Origin of the sequence: Streptomyces sp. NPDC047081, from assembly GCF_040643775.1 — a bacterium.
Taxonomy (GTDB): domain Bacteria; phylum Actinomycetota; class Actinomycetes; order Streptomycetales; family Streptomycetaceae; genus Streptomyces.
Genome location: NZ_JBEYUY010000010.1, coordinates 24,916 through 42,460, shown reverse-complemented (window position 1 = coordinate 42,460; position 17,545 = coordinate 24,916). Strand labels below are relative to the sequence as shown.

The 17,545-nt window shown below is 72.3% G+C and carries 16 protein-coding genes; 11 read left to right on the top strand and 5 right to left on the bottom strand.

Going from position 1 to position 17,545, the window contains the following annotated elements; genetic code table 11:
• The first annotated feature begins 27 nt into the window (after positions 1-27).
• From ABZ848_RS20395 to ABZ848_RS20355, 9 genes are all read left to right on the top strand, one after another.
• Positions 28-3,717 carry a family 78 glycoside hydrolase catalytic domain gene (locus ABZ848_RS20395; protein WP_360833632.1) on the top strand — a complete coding sequence of 1,230 codons (3,690 nt, stop codon included), beginning with the start codon at positions 28-30 and terminating at the stop codon, positions 3,715-3,717.
• Positions 3,718-3,926: 209 nt separating this feature from the next.
• Positions 3,927-5,243 (top strand): MSMEG_0569 family flavin-dependent oxidoreductase, encoded by a 1,317-nt coding sequence (locus ABZ848_RS20390; RefSeq protein WP_360833630.1) that lies wholly within the window; start codon positions 3,927-3,929, stop codon positions 5,241-5,243.
• 16 nt (positions 5,244-5,259) lie between these two features.
• Positions 5,260-6,075, top strand: a complete 816-nt coding sequence (locus ABZ848_RS20385; RefSeq protein ID WP_360833628.1) for an amidohydrolase family protein — start codon at positions 5,260-5,262, stop codon at positions 6,073-6,075.
• 39 nt (positions 6,076-6,114) lie between these two features.
• Positions 6,115-6,636: an MSMEG_0572/Sll0783 family nitrogen starvation response protein gene (locus ABZ848_RS20380; RefSeq protein WP_360833626.1), complete on the top strand. Its 522-nt coding sequence runs from the start codon at positions 6,115-6,117 to the stop codon at positions 6,634-6,636.
• A 10-nt stretch (positions 6,637-6,646) separates the two neighbouring features.
• Positions 6,647-7,732 carry an MSMEG_0568 family radical SAM protein gene (locus ABZ848_RS20375; RefSeq protein ID WP_360833624.1) on the top strand — a complete coding sequence of 362 codons (1,086 nt, stop codon included), beginning with the start codon at positions 6,647-6,649 and terminating at the stop codon, positions 7,730-7,732.
• 4 nt (positions 7,733-7,736) lie between these two features.
• Positions 7,737-9,242, top strand: coding sequence for an MSMEG_0567/sll0787 family protein (locus ABZ848_RS20370; RefSeq protein ID WP_360833622.1), 1,506 nt, complete (start codon positions 7,737-7,739; stop codon positions 9,240-9,242).
• Entirely contained in the window at positions 9,239-10,090 is an 852-nt protein-coding gene (locus ABZ848_RS20365; RefSeq protein WP_360833620.1) for a carbon-nitrogen hydrolase family protein, read from the top strand. The genes ABZ848_RS20370 and ABZ848_RS20365 overlap by 4 nt, the downstream gene beginning before the upstream one ends.
• Positions 10,087-10,923: a carbon-nitrogen hydrolase family protein gene (locus tag ABZ848_RS20360; RefSeq protein ID WP_360833618.1), complete on the top strand. Its 837-nt coding sequence runs from the start codon at positions 10,087-10,089 to the stop codon at positions 10,921-10,923. Before ABZ848_RS20365 ends, ABZ848_RS20360 begins: the two co-directional genes overlap by 4 nt.
• Entirely contained in the window at positions 10,920-11,996 is a 1,077-nt protein-coding gene (locus ABZ848_RS20355; RefSeq protein WP_360833616.1) for an MSMEG_0565 family glycosyltransferase, read from the top strand. Before ABZ848_RS20360 ends, ABZ848_RS20355 begins: the two co-directional genes overlap by 4 nt.
• 90 nt (positions 11,997-12,086) lie before the next feature.
• Here ABZ848_RS20355 and ABZ848_RS20350 read toward each other — a convergent pair whose 3' ends face one another.
• Positions 12,087-13,097, bottom strand: coding sequence for an aldo/keto reductase (locus ABZ848_RS20350; RefSeq protein WP_360833614.1), 1,011 nt, complete (start codon positions 13,095-13,097; stop codon positions 12,087-12,089).
• Positions 13,098-13,196: 99 nt separating this feature from the next.
• Between ABZ848_RS20350 and ABZ848_RS20345 the strand changes: the two genes are divergently transcribed.
• Positions 13,197-14,111, top strand: a complete 915-nt coding sequence (locus ABZ848_RS20345; protein ID WP_360833612.1) for an AraC family transcriptional regulator — start codon at positions 13,197-13,199, stop codon at positions 14,109-14,111.
• A 1-nt stretch (position 14,112) separates the two neighbouring features.
• Here the strand turns inward: ABZ848_RS20345 and ABZ848_RS20340 are convergent, their stop codons facing one another.
• Entirely contained in the window at positions 14,113-14,745 is a 633-nt protein-coding gene (locus ABZ848_RS20340) for a helix-turn-helix domain-containing protein (protein WP_360833610.1), read from the bottom strand.
• Positions 14,746-14,894: 149 nt separating this feature from the next.
• On the opposite strand from ABZ848_RS20340, the gene ABZ848_RS20335 reads away from it, so the two are divergent.
• Complete coding sequence (locus tag ABZ848_RS20335) at positions 14,895-15,599, top strand: SDR family NAD(P)-dependent oxidoreductase (RefSeq protein ID WP_360833608.1); 705 nt, start codon at positions 14,895-14,897, stop codon at positions 15,597-15,599.
• A gap of 10 nt (positions 15,600-15,609) precedes the next feature.
• Here the strand turns inward: ABZ848_RS20335 and ABZ848_RS20330 are convergent, their stop codons facing one another.
• From ABZ848_RS20330 to ABZ848_RS20320, 3 genes are read right to left on the bottom strand one after another with little or no spacing between them, the layout of a single operon-like run.
• The gene (locus tag ABZ848_RS20330; RefSeq protein WP_360833606.1) at positions 15,610-16,629 is read right to left on the bottom strand and encodes an iron-containing redox enzyme family protein; all 1,020 of its coding nucleotides are present in this window, start codon (positions 16,627-16,629) and stop codon (positions 15,610-15,612) included.
• A complete protein-coding gene (locus ABZ848_RS20325) occupies positions 16,626-16,838 on the bottom strand; it encodes a CDGSH iron-sulfur domain-containing protein (protein WP_360833604.1) in 213 nt (70 codons plus the stop codon). The genes ABZ848_RS20330 and ABZ848_RS20325 overlap by 4 nt, the downstream gene beginning before the upstream one ends.
• Entirely contained in the window at positions 16,822-17,499 is a 678-nt protein-coding gene (locus tag ABZ848_RS20320) for a HemK2/MTQ2 family protein methyltransferase (protein ID WP_360833602.1), read from the bottom strand. The genes ABZ848_RS20325 and ABZ848_RS20320 overlap by 17 nt, the downstream gene beginning before the upstream one ends.
• Positions 17,500-17,545 lie beyond the last annotated feature (46 nt).

The window sequence follows — 17,545 nt, the reverse complement described above, 5'->3', positions numbered from 1 at the left end:
AACGATTCAAGCAAAGGGGCCTGAGCCGTGGCCGAGGACAACGGAAACGCGCTGAGCCGCAGACAGCTGCTCGGCATCATGACGGCGACGGCAGCCGGGGCCGCGCTCCCGCTCGCCACCGCACCCGGCGCCGCGGCGGCGAGCGCGGGACACCCTTCCGCTCCGGGGCGCCTGGAGGTCGACTCCCGCGTCGCCCCCTTGAACACCGGGACCGCACCGGCCTTCAGCTGGATCCCTCCGGTGGCCCGGCAGTCCGCGTACGAGATCCAGGTCGGCACCGGACGCGGTCGTGCCGACGTCTGGCGCAGCGGCAAGGTCACGGGCTCCGACAGTACCGAAGTCGCCTACGGAGGCCGGGCGTTGAGCCCGGAGCAGGCGTACCACTGGCGGGTGCGGACCTGGGACGAGAAGGGCACCCCGGGCCCCTGGAGCGAGCCGTCGAGCTGGGAGACCGGACCCGAGGACTGGTCCGGCGCACAGTGGATCGGCGGCCGCACACAGCAGGACCACGACTGGAACGACCTCACCGCCACCGTCGTCTTCCGCGGCGGCACGGACCCCGTGTCCGGCCTCTCGCTCCTCCTGCGCGCCGAACCCATCGGCAAGACCTGGGGCGAGGGCCTCAACTGGACCCTCCGCCGGAGCGGCGACGACATGCAGCTGGTCATGAGGACCAGCCACTACGCCGGCAACACCTGGATCGACGACGGCACTTCACAGCCCGACTGGGGCGTGAACCACTACGACCCGCAGAGCGAGACCAACCCCACCACGGCCGGCACCCGCACCGTCCCCATCGCCACGGTCACCCTCCCCGCCACGACCGGCCTCACCAAGGACACCTGGGCCACCCGCGACCACACCGTCCAGGTCACGGCCCACGGCCTCACCGTCACCACCACCGTCAACGGCGTCGAGGTCGACACCCGCACCCTCACCGGCGACCAGATCCGCCGCCACGGCAGCTTCGGCTTCGCCGGCGGCACCGGCGCCACCATCCGCGGCGTCAAGGTCACCGGCACCGGCGCCCGGGACTTCGCCGTCGACCTCACCACCGGCGCCAACCCCTTCGAGAGCGGCATCGCCACCCTCGCCGGCCTGACCTTCCCGCCGAAGAATCCGTACATCCCCGCCAAGAACGCGATCCTGCCCATCGCCGCCCCGGCCCCGCTCCTGCGCCGCGCCTTCACCCTCCCGCGCGGCCGCCGTATCGCCAGGGCCCGTCTCCACCTGAGCGCCGCGGGCAACGTCACCCTCACCGTCAACGGCGCCCCCCTCACCGTCAACGGCGCCCCCCTCACCGTCGACGGCAAGCCGCCGACCGGCGACCGCACCAACGTGCCCCGCCTCCTCACCGACCAGAGCACCTACGACCGTACGGTCCTCTACGACACCTTCGACGTCACCGCACTGCTCCGCGCGGGCGGCGAGAACGTCCTCGCCGCCGAACTCGGCCGCGGCTGGTATGGAGTGACGACCCCTCAGGAGTGGTACTGGCAGCTCGCCCCGTACACCGGCCAGCCCCGTCTGCGCGCCAAGCTCGTCGTGACCTGCACCGACGGCTCCACGACCACGCTGGTCACCGACGAGGACTGGCTCACCACGGACGGGCCGACCGTCTTCGACTCCGTCTACTCGGGGGAGAAGTACGACGCCCGGCGCGCCGAGGAGCTGGGGGAGTGGCGGTCGGCCGGCCACCGCACCGGACGCGACTGGCGCCCGGCAACTGTCCTGATCCCGCCGGGCAGTTGCTCCGGCCCGTCCCCGAAGTACCACGGCGTACTGCCCGCCACGACGATCCCCGAGGGCTTCAAGCCCGCCGCCGTACGGGCCCACGCGGCCGAGCCGGTGCTGGTGAACCGGATCCTGCGCCCGGTGTCGCTCACCGAGACGGCACCCGGCTCAGGCGTCTGGGTCCTGGACTACGGCCAGATCATGACCGGCCTCGTCCGGCTGTCCCTCACCGGCATCCGCCCCGACAAGGAAGGCCTCACCCTCCGCATCCGCGGCGGCAACCGCATCGCGAGCGGCGACGGCACCACGGCCTCCCCGCTCTCGGTCGAGGAGGAGAACTACCAGCACGACGCCAACCTCCAGACCCACTACTACACCCTGGGCAGACGGCCGGCGCAGACCTGGGAACAGCAGTTCAGCCACTTCGGCTTCCGTTACCTCGAAGTCATGAACCTCGAAGCCGTCCTCGGCCGGATCCCCGACCTCGCCAGGGACTCCGAGGTCCTGACCGTCGCCGTCGCCCGGACCGGCTTCGCCCGCACCGGCACCTTCACCACCGACAACGCCCTGATCAACCGCCTCCAGAGCAACCTGGAATGGGCCGAGCAGAACAACCTCGTCCAGAAGCCCACCGACACCCCGTCCCGGGAGAAGAACGGCTGGACCGGCGACGCCATGGCCAGCTCCGAGTCCCAGTCACTCACCTGGGACGTGAACGCCGTCCTCACCAACTATCTGCGCCACTTCCCCGACACCCAGATCTCCACCGGCCAACTCCCCATGTTCGTCCCCGTCGCCAAGGGCGGTTACGGCTACGACCACACGCCCGGCTGGAGCGCGGCGTGGAAGGCGGTACCGGCCTGGGACTCGGCCTTCTTCGTCATCCCGCGCGAACTGCACACGTACTACGGCAACAGCAGCCTCTACGCCGAGCTGTACGACCACCAGGACACGCTCCTCACCTACTACGAGACCCTGTTCACCGCCGAGAACGACTACAAGTTCGAGGCCTCCCTGGGCGCCTACTCCGGCGCGGAGGCCCCCGGCAGCAACGCCGTCATCAGCCTCGCCTTCTACATCCACTTCTGCGACTACATGGACGAGGTGGGACGGCGTCTCGGCCGCACCGAACGCGCCGCCCACTACGCCGAGTTGGCCCGCACCCTGCGCAAGGCCTTCATCGCCGACTACTGGGACCCCGGCCTGGGCCACTTCACCCAGGGCAGCATCTCCAGCGAGAACACCCTGGCCATCGCCTTCGACCTGGTCCCGGGCTCCGACCTCGACCCGGACGACCCCCGCCACCTCGCGGGCACGAAGCCAGTCGCCGAGAACAAGCGGGCCCTCGCGAAGCTGCTCGCCGACCGGATCGTCGCCGCCGACCACCACATCCAGAACGACATGTACGGCTCGCGCTACGAGTTCAACATCCTCAGCGACTACGGCTACACGGACATCGCGCTCAAGGCCGTCACCCAGACCGGCGTGCCCGGCTACGTCCACCAGATCGCCAAGGGCGCGACCTCGCTGTGGGAGCAGTGGACCGACCGGCTCTCGGTCGACCACCACTACCGCTCCAACGTGGCGAGCTGGTTCTACCAGAGCCTCGCCGGCATCAAGCCGACCTCAACAGCCTACGAAACGCTGCGAGTTCGGCCGTACATCCCCTCCGTCGCGGTCAACAGCGAGGTCCCGAAGAGCGTCGACGACACCGACCTGTCGCCCGCGACCCTCGACCACGTCAGCTCCTCGATCGACACCGTACGCGGCACGGTGGCCTCTGAGTGGCGGCGGAGGGCGGACGGCCGGATCGACCTCGCGGTCACCGTCCCGTACAACACCGAGGCCGAGATCTGGGTGCCCACACAGGACAAACCGGTGAGCGCGCCGAGCGGCGTCACCCACGTCCGTGACGAGTCGTCGGGTGGCGCCGCCTATGCGGTGTACCGGGCGCGGGCGGGGTCGTACCGCTTCAACGCGTAATTCAAATCCGTGTCCCTCACGCCCGGTTCGGCGTGAGGGGTCCGTAACTCTGCTTTGTTCCGGATGACTTGGTTCGGTAACCGAAGGTGGCTGAAGTGATGGTCACGCGCGGCGCCGAGGTGCAAGACCTCGGCGCCAGGCATGGAGGATGTCATGTCCGAAATGTATTTCGACGTGCGCCGCCCCGACGGTTCGACCCGGAGGGCCTGATGACTTCGGCACCGCGGCTCGCGGGGACTCACCACACCGTGGCCGTGATCGGCGGCGGCCAGGCGGGACTGTCGGTCAGTCACGGTCTGCGCGAACGCGGCATCGGTCATGTGGTCGTCGAGGCGAACCGGGTGGGACACGAGTGGCGGGAGCGCCGCTGGGACTCCTTCTGCCTGGTGACGCCGAACTGGCAGTGCAGACTGCCGGGTCACCCCTACGCCGGCAGTGACCCGGACGGCTTCATGGTCCGCGACGAGATCGTGCGCTACCTGGAGGAGTACGTCGCCGCCTTCCGACCCCCACTGGTGGAAGGCGTGTCCGTGACCCGGCTGCGCCGCTCGCCGGCCGGCGTCTTCGAGGTCGCCACCACGGCGGGGGAGTTCACCGCCGACCAGGTGGTCGTCGCGACCGGCCCCTACCACCGGCCGAGGATCCCGAGGGCCGCCGAGCGGCTGCCCGCCGCGGTCGCCCAGTTCCACTCCTCCGAGTACCGCAACCCGGACCAACTCCCGGACGGTGCCGTCCTCGTGGTGGGCACCGGGCAGTCCGGCTGCCAGATAGCCGAGGACCTCCACCTGGCCGGGCGGCAGGTGCACCTCGCGGTCGGCAGCGCACCCCGGGTCGCCCGCTTCTACCGCGGCCGGGACTGCGTGGCCTGGCTGGACGAGATGGGCCACTACACCAAGAGCATCGACGTGTTCGACGACGCCGACGCGGTGCGCCTGCGGGTCAACCACTACGTCACCGGACGGGACGGAGGCCGCGACATCGATCTGCGCGCCTTCGCCCGCGACGGGATGCGCCTGTACGGCCGTCTGACCGAAGTCGGCCACGAGCGGCTGGAGTTCGCGGACGACCTGAAGGTGAACCTCGACCGCGCGGACGCGGTGGCCGAGGGCATCAAGGACGCGATCGACGCGCACATCGAGGCAGGCGGCATCGAGGCACCCGAGGAGGCGCGATACGTACCGGTCTGGGAACCGGACGGACAGGCGGGCGAGTTGGACCTCGCGGCGGCCGGTGTCACCTCCGTCATCTGGGCGACCGGCTTCACCCGTGACCACCGCTGGATCGAGATCCCGGCCTTCGACGGGCGTGGCTACCCGATGCACTGGCGGGGCGTCTCCAGCGTGCCCGGCCTGTACTTCCTGGGCCTGCCCTGGCAGCACACCTGGGGCTCGGGCCGGTTCGAGGCGGTGGGCCGGGACGCCGAGTTCCTCGCCGACCACATCGACGCGGGCCGCCGTATGGCCGACGTGTGCGGAGCCCTGACCGGTGCTCCCACCGCCGTCACGTCCGCACTCCCCATCGGGTGAAGGGCCGTACCCCGTCATGGTCTTCGACGCACACCGCCACATCGGTGTCCTGCCCGCCTTCCCCTTCTACGGCGGTCCACCCGTCAACCCCGACACCACCGCCCGCGCCACCGTCAAGCAGCTCCTGGCCGACCTGGACGCGGAGGGCACCGAACGCGCCCTGGTCATCCCCAACTACGGCGTCCCCGACCCGGCGATCGCCTTCTCCTTCAACGAGCTGGCGATCGAGGCCGCGCAGAGCGACGACCGGATCCGCGCCGGCCTGTGGGTCTCGCCGCGCCCGGAGGACGACCGACGCACCGACCAGGCACTGGCGTTGGCCGGGGAGCGGGGCGTGCGGGCCCTCAAGCTGAGCTTCCTGCTCGGCGGCCGCCCCACGGACCCGGCCTGCCGCCCCCAGCTGGACCGTGTCTTCGCCACCGCCGCGCGGCACGGCCTCGTCGTCCACGTGCACACCTCTCCCGGCGCCGCATCCGACATCGACGAGGTCGGACACCTCGTCGACCGGTACGCCGACCAAGTGCCCGTCCACCTCGTGCACTTCGGCGGTGGGATGAGCGGCCACATCAAACTCGCCGGCTCCCGGTTCTTCGACTGGATCACGGCCGGCAAGCGCGTCTACACCGACCTCTCCTGGGCCATCGGCTTCACTCCCCGCTGGCTGGCCCAGGAGATCGAGCACCGCGGCATCGGCCACGACCGGGTGCTCTTCGCCAGCGACCAGCCGTGGGGCGACTTCGCGGGCGAGTACGCCCGGCTCGCCGCGGCGACCGGCGGCGGCGCCCTGGGCGACCTCGTCTTCCGGGACACCTTCGCCACGCTCTACGACTGACCGATCCCGTCCCCCTTCCGCACCCACAAGGAGACAGCCATGTCCGAAACCGCCCAGCTCAGCGATGTCGAGCAGAAGTCCCTCGACGAGATCCCGCACCCCTCCCTGCCCGAGGGCTCCAGCATCTACGGCTCCACCAAGGTCTTCCCCGACTACCAGGCCGAGAACGGCGAGACCTACTTCACCCTGGTCCACGGCATCGCCCACGAGTCCTCGGTGTCCTTCGTCGCCGTCCTGCAGGCGACCCGCGCCCTGCGCAAGGGCTTCGAGACCGCCATCTACTTCTACGGTCCCGGCTCCCTCAACTGCCTGGCCACCCGCGGCTTCCCGACCACCGGCAACTCCGCCTTCCCGGGCGAGCACAACATCAACAACCAGCTCAAGACGTTCATCGCCGAGGGCGGCAAGGTCTACTGCTGCCGCTTCGGCCTGTCCCTGCACGGCGCCCGCGAGGAGGACCTCATCGAGGGCGTCATCCCCACCCACCCCCTCGACGTCCAGGACGCGCTGATCCACTACGCGCGCAAGGGCGCCATCATCAACTCCACGTACCAGCTGTAAGGGGCCGGCCATGAGCGTTGGCACCGGATCGACAACCGTGGACGTCCGCATCATGACCCGTGCCGAACTCGCCCTGCGCGGGGTCGCGTCGGACGCTCCCGTGCGGCGTCCCGACGGTGCGGGACCCAGCGACGACGGCCACGTGCTCGTGGGCGGTGCCAACGCGGCCCTGCCCATCAACCCCCAGAGCCCGTACCGCGTGCGCGACGGCCGGGTCTGGCTCGGTGAGGACGACACCGGCCTCACCCTGACCGCCGTACAGCGTCCCAGGTTCTACGACCTCACGACCGCCGACGGCGTCCCCTACGAGCACATCGCCCGGCTGCACGGCGCCGACGTCCTGGCCACCACCGTCGTCCAGACCTGCATCCGCTACGCCGAGTCCGACCGCTGCCGCTTCTGCACCATCGAGGAGTCCCTGCGCTCCGGCGCCACGGTGGCCGCCAAGACCCCGGCGCAGCTCGCCGAAGTCGCCGAGGCGGCCGTACGACTCGACGGCGTCAAGCAGATGGTGATGACCACCGGCACCACCACCGGCCCCGACCGCGGCGCCCGCAGCCTGGTCCGCTCCGTGCGGGCCGTCCTGAAGGCCGTACCCGGTCTGCCGATCCAGGTGCAGTGCGAACCACCGGGTGATCTCGCCTGGATCCGCGCCCTGCACGACGCCGGGGCGACCGCGATCGGCATCCATGTGGAGTCCCTCGACGACGAGGTGCGGCGGCGCTGGATGCCGGGGAAGTCGTCCGTCCCGCTGGCCGAGTACGAGGCCGCGTGGGACGAAGCGGTACGGGTCTTCGGGCCGAACCGCGTCTCCACCTATCTCCTGGTCGGCCTCGGCGAGGATCCCGACGAACTCATCGCGGGGGCAGGTGCGTTGATAGACCGGGGCGTGTATCCCTTCGTCGTCCCCTTCCGGCCGATGCGCGGCACCCTCGCCGCCCGCGACGGAATCACCGCACCCAGCGCCGAGCTGCTGCGCCACGTCACCGAAGGAGTCGCCGTCAGGCTGCGTGCCGCCGGGATGCGCGGCGCCGACCAGAAGGCGGGGTGCGCGGCCTGCGGGGCGTGCAGCGTACTGCCGACCGCAGGCGGGTGAGGGCGTGCTCCTCGACGGATCCCCGACACCGGCGGCGACCGAGAGGCCGCAGGACATCCTGGCTCTGCTGGGCGACCGCAGCACCCTCGCACGCCAGACCTCCTTCCACGTCGAAGAGGCCGCCGGGCAGGGCGAATCGGCCGCTTACCGGCGGCTGCGCCGGAACGTCTTCGTCCACGAGCAGGGCCTCTTCCACCGCCACGACCTGGACGACCGGGACGACGATCCGCGCACGGTGGTGCTGGTCGCCAAGGACGCCGACGGCACGGTCCTCGGCGGGGTACGGCTGGGGCCGGTCGCCGACGGCCCCGACCTCGGCTGGTGGGCGGGCGGCCGACTCGTCGTCACGCCGGGCGCCCGTGGCCCCAGGGGCATCGGGGCGGCGCTGGTGCGAGCGGCGTGCGCCCGGGCGGAGGCGGAGGGCGTACTGCGCTTCGACGCGACCGTCCAGGCGCGCAACGAGTCCCTGTTCCGGCGGCTGGGCTGGCGATCCGTGCGGCCGACCGAGGTGGCGAACACACCGCACATGCTGATGCGCTGGCCCATCGGCCGCATCGCGGCGCAGACGGCCCTGACGAAATCCGCCCTGGGCCCGCTGCTCTCCGGGCTCCTCGAACCGGCGGTCCGCGATGCCGCCCCGGACCCGGTCGGCGGGGCTCCGGGCAGCGCGTCGGGGGCCGCCCTCGGCGGCGCGGGGTTCGTCGGCGACGACGGCACCCCTGTCCCCGGCACCGACGTGATCGCCGCGTGCGACGCGATCGTGCCCTCGATGGTCGAACGCGACCCGGAATGGGCGGGCTGGTGCTCCGTCCTCGTCAATGTCAACGACCTCGCGGCGATGGGCGCCGCACCGCTCGGCCTGCTCGACGCCCTCGGCGCCAGGGACGCCGGGCACGCGGCCCGGGTGCTGGACGGACTGGCCCGCGCGGCACGGGCGTACGCCGTTCCGGTCCTCGGCGGGCACACCCAGCTCGGTGTCCCCGCGGCCCTGTCGGTGATCGCGCTCGGCCGGGCCGCGCACCCGGTGCCGGGCGGTGGCGGGCGGCCGGGCCACGCCGTACGGCTGACGGCCGACCTCGGCGGCGGCTGGCGACCGGGGTACCGGGGCCGTCAGTGGGACTCGACGACCCATCGCCGTACGGACGAACTGCGCGCCATGACCGGCGCGGTGGCCGCCGCCCGGCCCGCCGCGGCCAAGGACGTGTCGATGGCCGGGATCGCCGGCACCCTCGGCATGCTCGCCGAGGCGAGCGGCTGCCGGGCGCTGCTGGACGTGGCCGCCGTACCGCGACCGGCCGCCGAAGCCACCGTCGGCGACTGGCTGACCTGCTTCCCCGGCTGGGCCATGCTCACCGCCGACGCGCCGGACGCCCCGCCGCTGCCCGCCGGGCCCGCCACGGGCGCCGTTTGCGGCGAACTCACGGCAGGAGCAGGCGTCGGGCTGCGCTGGCCCGACGGAGAGATCACCGAAGCGGTCACCTCCACCGTGACCGGGATGGGACCCGCATGAGCACCCTGCGCATGGCCGCCGTCGCCGCCGAATTCGGCCGCGACCTCGAAGAGGACTTCGCGATCGCCGAACGGCTGGTCAAGGAGGCCCGGGAACAGGACGTACGACTGCTCGCTCTCCCGGAAGCGTGCCTGGGCGGATACCTGCTCAGCCTCGACGACTCCGCCGAACTCGACGAAGGCCCGCCCGCCCTCGCCCTCGACGGCCCCGAGATCCGCCGACTGGCCACCCTGGCCCGGGAGATGACCGTCGTCGCCGGCTACTGCGAGGCGGATCGGGACGGCCGCCGCTACAACAGCGTCGTCTGCGTCAGCGGTGACGGTGTCCTCGGCAACCACCGCAAGGTCCACCAGCCCCTGAGCGAGGACGCGTCCTACGCCTCCGGCGACCGCTTCCACGCCTTCGACACGCCGGTCGGCCGGATCGGGATGATGATCTGCTACGACAAGGCGTTCCCGGAATCCGCCCGGGCGCTGGCGCTGGACGGGGCGCAGATCGGGGTGTGCGTGTCGGCGTGGCCGGGTGCGCGCACCAACGCGACCGCCGACCTCGAAGAGGACCGCTGGAAGCGCCGCTTCGACCTCTTCGACCGGGCCCGCGCGCTGGAGAACCAGATCGTGTGGCTGTCGGCCAACCAGGCGGGGACCTTCGGGTCGCTACGCTTCGTCGGCAGTGCCAAGGTCGTCGACCCCGGCGGCGAGATCCTCGCCGGCACGGGAGTGGCGGCAGGCATCGCCGTCGCCGAACTCGACGTCGTCCAGGCTCTGGAGACCGCACGCCGGTCGATGGGGCATCTGCGCGACCGGCGGCCCGAGACCTATACACACGCAGGAGCAGTCAGCGCATGAGCACGATCCGGATCGCGGCCGCGGCCGCCCACTTCGGCCGCGACCTGGAGTTCGACCTCGCCCGCATCGCCAAACTGATCGACGACGCACGTGCCGCCGGGGCCGGGCTGCTCGTGCTGCCCGACGCGGCCCTCGGCGGATACCTCGCCGACCTGCGCCATCCCGACCCCGAGGCGCTGCCCCCGGCCCTCAAGCCCGACGACCCGCTGATCCTCCAAGTGGCCCGACTGGCCGCCGAGATGGTGGTCTGCGTCGGCTACTGCGAGGACGCGGGGGACGAGCGTTTCAACGCCGCCGTCTGTGTCAGCGGCGACGGCGTCCTCGGTCGCCACCGCAAGGTCCACCTCCCGGCCGGCGAGGTCGCCGCCTACGCCCCCGGCGACCGCTTCGACGCCTTCGACACACCGGTCGGCCGCCTCGGCATGCTCATCGACTACGACAAGACCTTCCCGGAGTCCGCCCGCTCCCTCGCCCTGGACGGCGCCGAGATCCTCGCCTGCCTGTCCGCCTGGCCCACGTCCATCACCAACCGGGCCCCGCGCATGGCCCAGGACCGCCAGGCCAAGCTCTTCGACCTCTACGACCAGGCCCGCGCCGCCGAGAACCAGGTCGTCCTCGCCTCCTCCAACCAGACCGGCGCCATGGGCGGCATGCGCTTCCTCGGCCAGGCCAAGGTGGTCGGCCCCGGCGGCGACGTCCTCGCCCGCACCTGGTCCAAGGCGGGCCTCGCCGTCGCCGAGCTCGACGTCGCCGCCGAGACCGACCGGGCCCGCCGCGTCCTGCGCCACCTCGACGAACGCCGCCCCACCGCCTACCGGGAGGCCCGGACGTGAAGATCGCCCTGCTCAGCTACTCCACCAAGCCGCGCGGCGGGGTCGTCCACACCCTCGCGCTCGCGGAGGCCCTCGCGGCGCTCGGCGAGGACGTCACGGTGTGGACGCTGGGCCGGGGCGGCGACACGGGCTTCTTCCGGCCGGTCTCCCCGGCGGTACGGCTGCGGATCGTGCCGTTCGCCGACGGGCCCGCCGGTGAGACGGTGGGCGAGCGGGTGCTGCGCTCCATCGCCACCCTCCGCGAGGCCTTCGACCCCGCCCCGTACGACATCGTCCACGCTCAGGACTGCATCAGTGCCAACGCCGTCGGCCGCTGCGTCCGCACCGTCCACCACATCGACCACTTCACGACTCCCGAGCTCGCGGCCTGCCACGAGCGGGCCATCGTCGAGCCGTACGCGCACATCTGCGTGTCGACGGCTGTGGCGGAGGAACTCCGGGCGGGCTGGGGCCTGTCGGCGGAGGTGATCGCCAACGGGGTGGCGTACGACCGGTTCGCCGTCACCGATCCGACGGCGAGGGCGAGTTGGCGCTCCCGTCTGGGCCGGTACGTCCTGACCGTCGGCGGCATCGAACCCCGCAAGGGCTCCCTGGACCTGCTGGAGGCGTACGCGCTGCTGCGCGCCGATCACCCCGACGTACGGCTGGTGATCGCGGGCGGCGAGACCCTCTTCGACTATCGCGACTACCGTGCCCGCTGGGAGCGGCGGGCGAGCGAACTCGACGTGCAGCCAGTGGTGTTGGGCCCGGTACCCGACCATGAGCTGCCCGCCCTGGTCGCCGCCGCCGACGCGTTCGCCTTTCCCTCGCTCAAGGAGGGCTTCGGCCTTGCCGCCATGGAGGCCCTGGCCGCGGGCGTCCCCCTGGTCGTACGTGACCTGCCCGTCCTGCGCGAGGTCTTCGGCCCGGCAGCCCGCTTCGCCGCCACGCCCGCGCAGCTGGCCAACGCGCTCGGCCACGCCCTCACCGCCGACGAGCCGGCCGGACGGGCGGCCGGACGGGAGCTGGCCGCCGCCCACACCTGGACCGAGGCGGCCCGTCGCCACCTGGCCCTGTACCGCTCCCTGCGCTGAGGATCCGCGAGGCGGTGGGGATCGGCGGGCTCGATCCGGTGGACGTCACAGTCGATCGTCCAGGCGGCGCTTGGCGAGTCAGGTGACGAGTCAATGCCAGGTGGGCATCATGCTCGCCGGGTAGCGGGCGCCGGCCGCGCCGTGGGGGAGGATCTCCTGGATGCGGGCCAGGTCCTGAGCGGTGAGGGTCACGTGCGCCGCGGCGGCGTTCTCCTCCAGGCGGCGCGGGCTGCGGGTGCCCGGGATGGGGACGATGTCCTCGCCCTGGGCCAGCAGCCAGGCGAGGGCGAGCTGGGTGACCGCGATGCCCTTGCTCCGCGCCAGGGCGGTCAGCGCCTCGATGGCGGCGAGGTTCCGCTCGTAGTTCCCGGGCTGCCAGCGCTCGTCGAAGCTGCGCATGTCGTCCGCGGGGTAATCGGCGGCCGGCTTCACGGTGCCGGTGAGGAAGCCGCGGCCGAGCGGCGAGTACGGCACGAAGCCGATGCCCAACTCCCGTACGACCGGCAGGACGTCCGCCTCCACGGCCCGTTCGAACACCGAGTACTCGGTCTGCAGGACGGACACCGGGTGGACGGCGTGGGCGCGGCGGATGATGTCGGGGCCCGCCTCGCTGAGGCCGAAGTAGCGCACCTTGCCTTCGGCGATCAGCTCGCCGACCGTCCCGGCCACGTCCTCGATCGGGACGTCCGGGTCGACGCGGTGCTGGTAGAGCACGTCGATGTGGTCGGTGCCGAGATGGCGGAGGCTGTTCTCGGTGACCTCGCGGATGTGCTCGGGTCGGCTGTCGAAGGCCGCGCCGACCTTGCTCGGATCGCTCAGGTCGAAGCCGAACTTGGTGGCGAGCGTGACCTCGTCGCGGAAGCCCTTCACGGCCCGGCCGAGCAGCTGCTCGTTGCTGCCGGTGCCCATGCCGTACAGCTCGGCCGTGTCGAAGAGGGTGACGCCGAGTTCGTGGGCGCGGTGGATGGTGGCGACGCCGCCCTGCTCGTCGCCGGCGCCGTAGGCCATGGTCATGCCCATGGTGCCCAGACCGATGGCGCCGACCTCCAGACCCTGGGTGCCGAGTGTGCGGTGCGGGAGTTTCGTGTCGTGCTGTGTCATGCCGTCAACGCTAGGAACGCGGCGCCCGGAGGTCATGGGGCACCGATCGCATAGGATTGCCCAATCCTCTCAATCGGCTTTGTGTGAAGGGCGCCTCTGATGCTGGACCCGCTGGCCCGTGCCGTCGAGCGGCACTGTGACGGGCGGTGGTCCGAGACCGCCGTGCCCAGGCTCTCGCTGGTCTCGCTCGACGAGCTCATCGAGCCGATGCAGGTGAGGTACGAGCCGATGATCTGCTTCATCGCCGACGGCGCCAAGCGCACCGCGGCGGGGGACCGCACCTGGGTCACCCCGCGTGGCGAGATGGCGCTGATCACCCTCGACCTGCCGGTCACCGCAGCCTTCGAGAAGGTGCCCTACCGCGCCGCGGTCATGCGCCTGGACAGCCGGGAGCTGGCCGCCGTACAGATGGAACTCGACGAGGCCGGATCGCCGCCGCCACCCGCCGTCACCGCGGCCGTGACCGCGCCCATGGCGCCGGAACTGGTCGACGCGGTCACCCGCTGGGTCGGCCTCCTCGACAACCCGGAGGACATCCGCCCGCTGGCGCCGCGCGTCGAGAGCGAGATCCTCTACCGGCTGCTGCGCAGCCCGCTCGGGCCCGTGCTGCGCCAGTGGTCGCTGGCCGACTCGGCGGCCTCCCGGATCCGCCGGGTGGCCCGCTGGATCTGCGACCACTACACCGAGCCCCTCGGCATCGACGAGATCGCCGAGGTGGCCCGCATGAGCCCGGCCACCCTGCACCGGCACTTCAAGACGGCCACCGGCATGAGCCCGCTGAGGTTCCAGAAGCACCTGCGCCTCCAGGAGGCGCGACGGCGCCTGTTCGCCGGCGATGTGACGGCGGCCCAGGTCGCCCAGGCGGTCGGCTACGTCAGCGCCACCCAGTTCAACCGCGAGTACCGCCGCGAGTACGGCCTGCCGCCCGGCCAGGACGCCCAACGCCTGCGTGCCCGCCTCGCCGAGGCCCGCCAGGTGCCCGTGCTGCTCGACGGGTCGGGCGCGAAGCCCTGAGCTACGGCTTTCTGGTGAGGCTTCCCGACACCGCGTAGACCTGTTCCGGCGTCAAAGGCCCGACCGGCAGCGGTCGGCGCGCGGCCTCGGTGCGCAGGCCGTCGAGCTGGAAGGCGACGGCGCGGCGCCACACGTGCGGGGCCGACTCGGCGGCGGCGCGGGCCAGGTTCGCGTTGGCGCCGAGGATGAGCACGAGGTCCGCGCTGGTGAAGTCGGGGCGGAGCGTGCCGGCCTCGCGGGCGCGCTCGACGATCCGCTCCACCGTGGCCAGGGTGCGGCCGCACACCGTCATCAGGCGCTCGGCGCCCGGGTACCGGCCGCCGACCACGTCGGCCACGGCCGGATCGGTGGCCTGCAGCTCGCAGATCTTCTCGATGTAGTACGCGAACCCGTCCCAGGCGTCCTCGAAGGCCAGCGCCCGCTGGGCGATCGCGTCCAGGCGCTCCGCCGCCAGGTCGGTCACCACCTCGTCGATGAGCGCCTCGCGGGTGCCGAAGAGGTTGTAGAGCGTGCCGTGGCTCACGCCGGCCCGCCGTGCGATCTCCTTCAGCGGCACCTGCAGCCCGCGCTCCTGGAACAGCTCGGCGGCGGCTGCCCGCAGCTTCTCCGCGTTTCGTTGCGCGTCGGCCCGCATCCGGTCGTTCCTCCCGCTCCTGGTACGGCGTCCCCCATGGTCGCATCCTTTCCCGCACGGCAACTTGACCGCCGGGTCAAGTTCCATGTTACGGTCTCGAAGTAAGTTGACCAGTGGGTCAAGATGTGTGTCCGTGAAGGAGCATCCCCATGTCCAAAGTGATCGCCGTCTTCGGAGCCGGTACCGGCCTCGGGCTCGCCGTGGCCCGCCGTTTCGGGCGCGAAGGCTTCCGTGTCGCCCTGGTGGCGCGCCGCAAGGAGCGCCTGGACGCGCTGGTCGAGGAACTCACCGCCGAAGGCATCGAGACGGCCGGTTTCCCCGCCGATCTGCAGCGGCCGGCCGAGGTCCCGGCGCTGGTCGCGGCCGTCCGCGAGCGCTTCGGCCGGATCGACGTGGTCGAGTACGGGCCCATCGGCGGCGACCAGGGCTTCACGCCGGCCGCCCGGCTGGACGCGGCCACCCTCGAAGGGCTGATCCCGCTGCTCCTGCTCACCCCCGTCGAGGTGGCCCGCGCCGTCCTGCCCGAGTGGACCGAGCGCGGCGACGGCGGCTTCCTGATGACCACCGGCGCCACCGCCGTGACGCCGGTGGCCCACCTCAGCGGCGTGGGCCCGGTCATGGCCGCCGCCCGCAACTACGTGTACTCCCTCAACGCCGAACTGGCGGAGGCCGGCATCTACGCGGGCACCCTCTCCGTCGGCGCCATGATCGCCCGCAGTGAGGGCAGCGAGAAGGCGGCCGAACTCGGCCTCGACGGCTTCCCGGTCGTCGACCCCGACGAACTCGCCGCGCTGTACTGGGAGATGTACACCGAGCGCGACGGCGCGGAGCGCCTGTACCCCCGGCCCGCCTGAGCAGGTTCGCTCAAGCGCCCTGAACGACCGCGGCCGTGCGCAACGCGGAGGCCCCCTCCCGCCACGCCGCCAGGAGCCGGGTCGCCAGCCGGTCCTCCAGGTGCCCGGTCGCCCGGATCCCGAACACCACGTCGGCGTCCAGCGAGGGCTCGTCGGCCAGCAGCCCGCCGACGACCTCGTGCCGTACGACCTGTTCGTGCACCGCGTCCGCTTCCACGTGCTCGGTGTAGAAGCGGACGGCCGCCGGGCCCGCCCCCACCCGGCGCAGCCCCTCGGCGAGGCGGCGGGAGGCCGGGGACGAGGTCACCTCGACGGCCGTGAAGTGCCCGACCAGCGCGCCGCGCAGGGAGCGGTGCAGGCCGAACAGGGACATCAGGTTCACGACGGCCAGCGCCTCGGCGGGTGCCTCGTCGAGGTAATGGCCGTACGAGGTGTCGAGACCGAGGTCGGCCATGAGGTCGGCGAACAGCTCCGCGTGGATCTCGTCGGCGCGGCCCGCGCCGAACTCGTCGAACTCCACGGCGACCATGCCGGCCTTGGCCCGTCCCCGCAGCCTGGGGATCACCCAGGCGTGCGGGTCGGCCTCCTTGAGGTGGTAGAGCGAGCGCAACGCCGCGTACTCACGGAAGTGTCCGAGGGTGCCGTGTGCGCGCAGGAAGTGCGAGAGGCCGCCGTCGTCACCGACCGGTTCGAGCTGGAGTTCGTCCAGCACCCGCTCGGCGGTGTCGCCCGCCCTGACCGGCACGTCCGCGCGCAGCGCGCTCAGGAAGCGGTCCTCCAACGCGGCGCGCAGGGCGAAGAGTTCGGGATCCCATTCGCAGTCGTCCGGTACGCCCTCGAAGCCCTGGTAGTGCAGTTCGTAGAGGACGTACAGGGCGAGCTGGAGGTCCTCGCCGTAGGCGTCGGGGGCGGGCGGGGAGGGCCGCAGCGGCGCGCCGCGCAGGGCCCCGGTCACCAGGGCCGAGAGCGGGCCGCGCGGCTCGGGCAGGGCGGGTGGCCGGGTGTCGCGTCGGGAGCGGAGGCCTGTCATGCGGTGTCGCCTCGTTTCGTACGGCGGCGGTGGCTGGTGTCGCACCAGGGCAGCAGACGGCTGCGGCGGCATGTGCACACGGCCACCGTGAAGCGGTTCGAGACGGTTACCTCGCCGTCCTCGCCCACGACTTCGACCGGCCCCTCGACGAGGAGGGGGCCGTCGCGCTGGACGCGGATGCGGCGGGGGCGTTCAGGTGTGTTCGGCATGGATCACCACCAGCTCCTCCGTCGTACGGTCGGCGGCCAGGCCGCGCTCGCGCAGCCACGCGAGCCGGGAGCGCAGCACACGCCCGAAGGGCAGCCGGGCCCGGTCCACGACCTCCGCCCGCAGCCCGCCCGCCCCGAGGCGGGCCAGTGTCTCCTCGACGCCGCTCAGGTGCGAGTGCACGATCAGCAGAGCCCCGGTCGGCCGCAGCACCACGGGCGCGGTCGCGCAGATCCGGTCGATCAGCAGGCGCCCGTCCGGCCCGGCGTCCCAGGCGCGGGCGCTGCCGCGGGGCGGAGCGGTGCCCGGCGCGGGCACGTACGGCGGATTGGTGACGACCAGGTCGAACCGGCGGCCCGGCACGGCGGATGCCAGATCACCGTGGCGCACCCGCACGGACTGCCCGTTCAGCCGGGCGTTGCACCAGGTCGCGGCCAGCGCCCGCCAGGAGATGTCCACGGCGGTCACCCGGCCGCCCAGCCGGGCCGCCTCCACCGCCAGCGCACCGCTTCCGGTCCCGAGGTCCAGCACGTCCGCACCGCGGCGGAGCTCCTCCCGGAGCATCGCCCGGCGCAGCAGCCGGGTGTCGGTCTGCGGGGCGTAGACCCCGGGAGGCGCCCAGAAACGCAGCGGGGGCGCGGCGGCGAGGGATTCGGTCGTCATGACGGCGCCACGGCCGGGCCGGTGCCCGCGACGGCGGCCCGGTGTC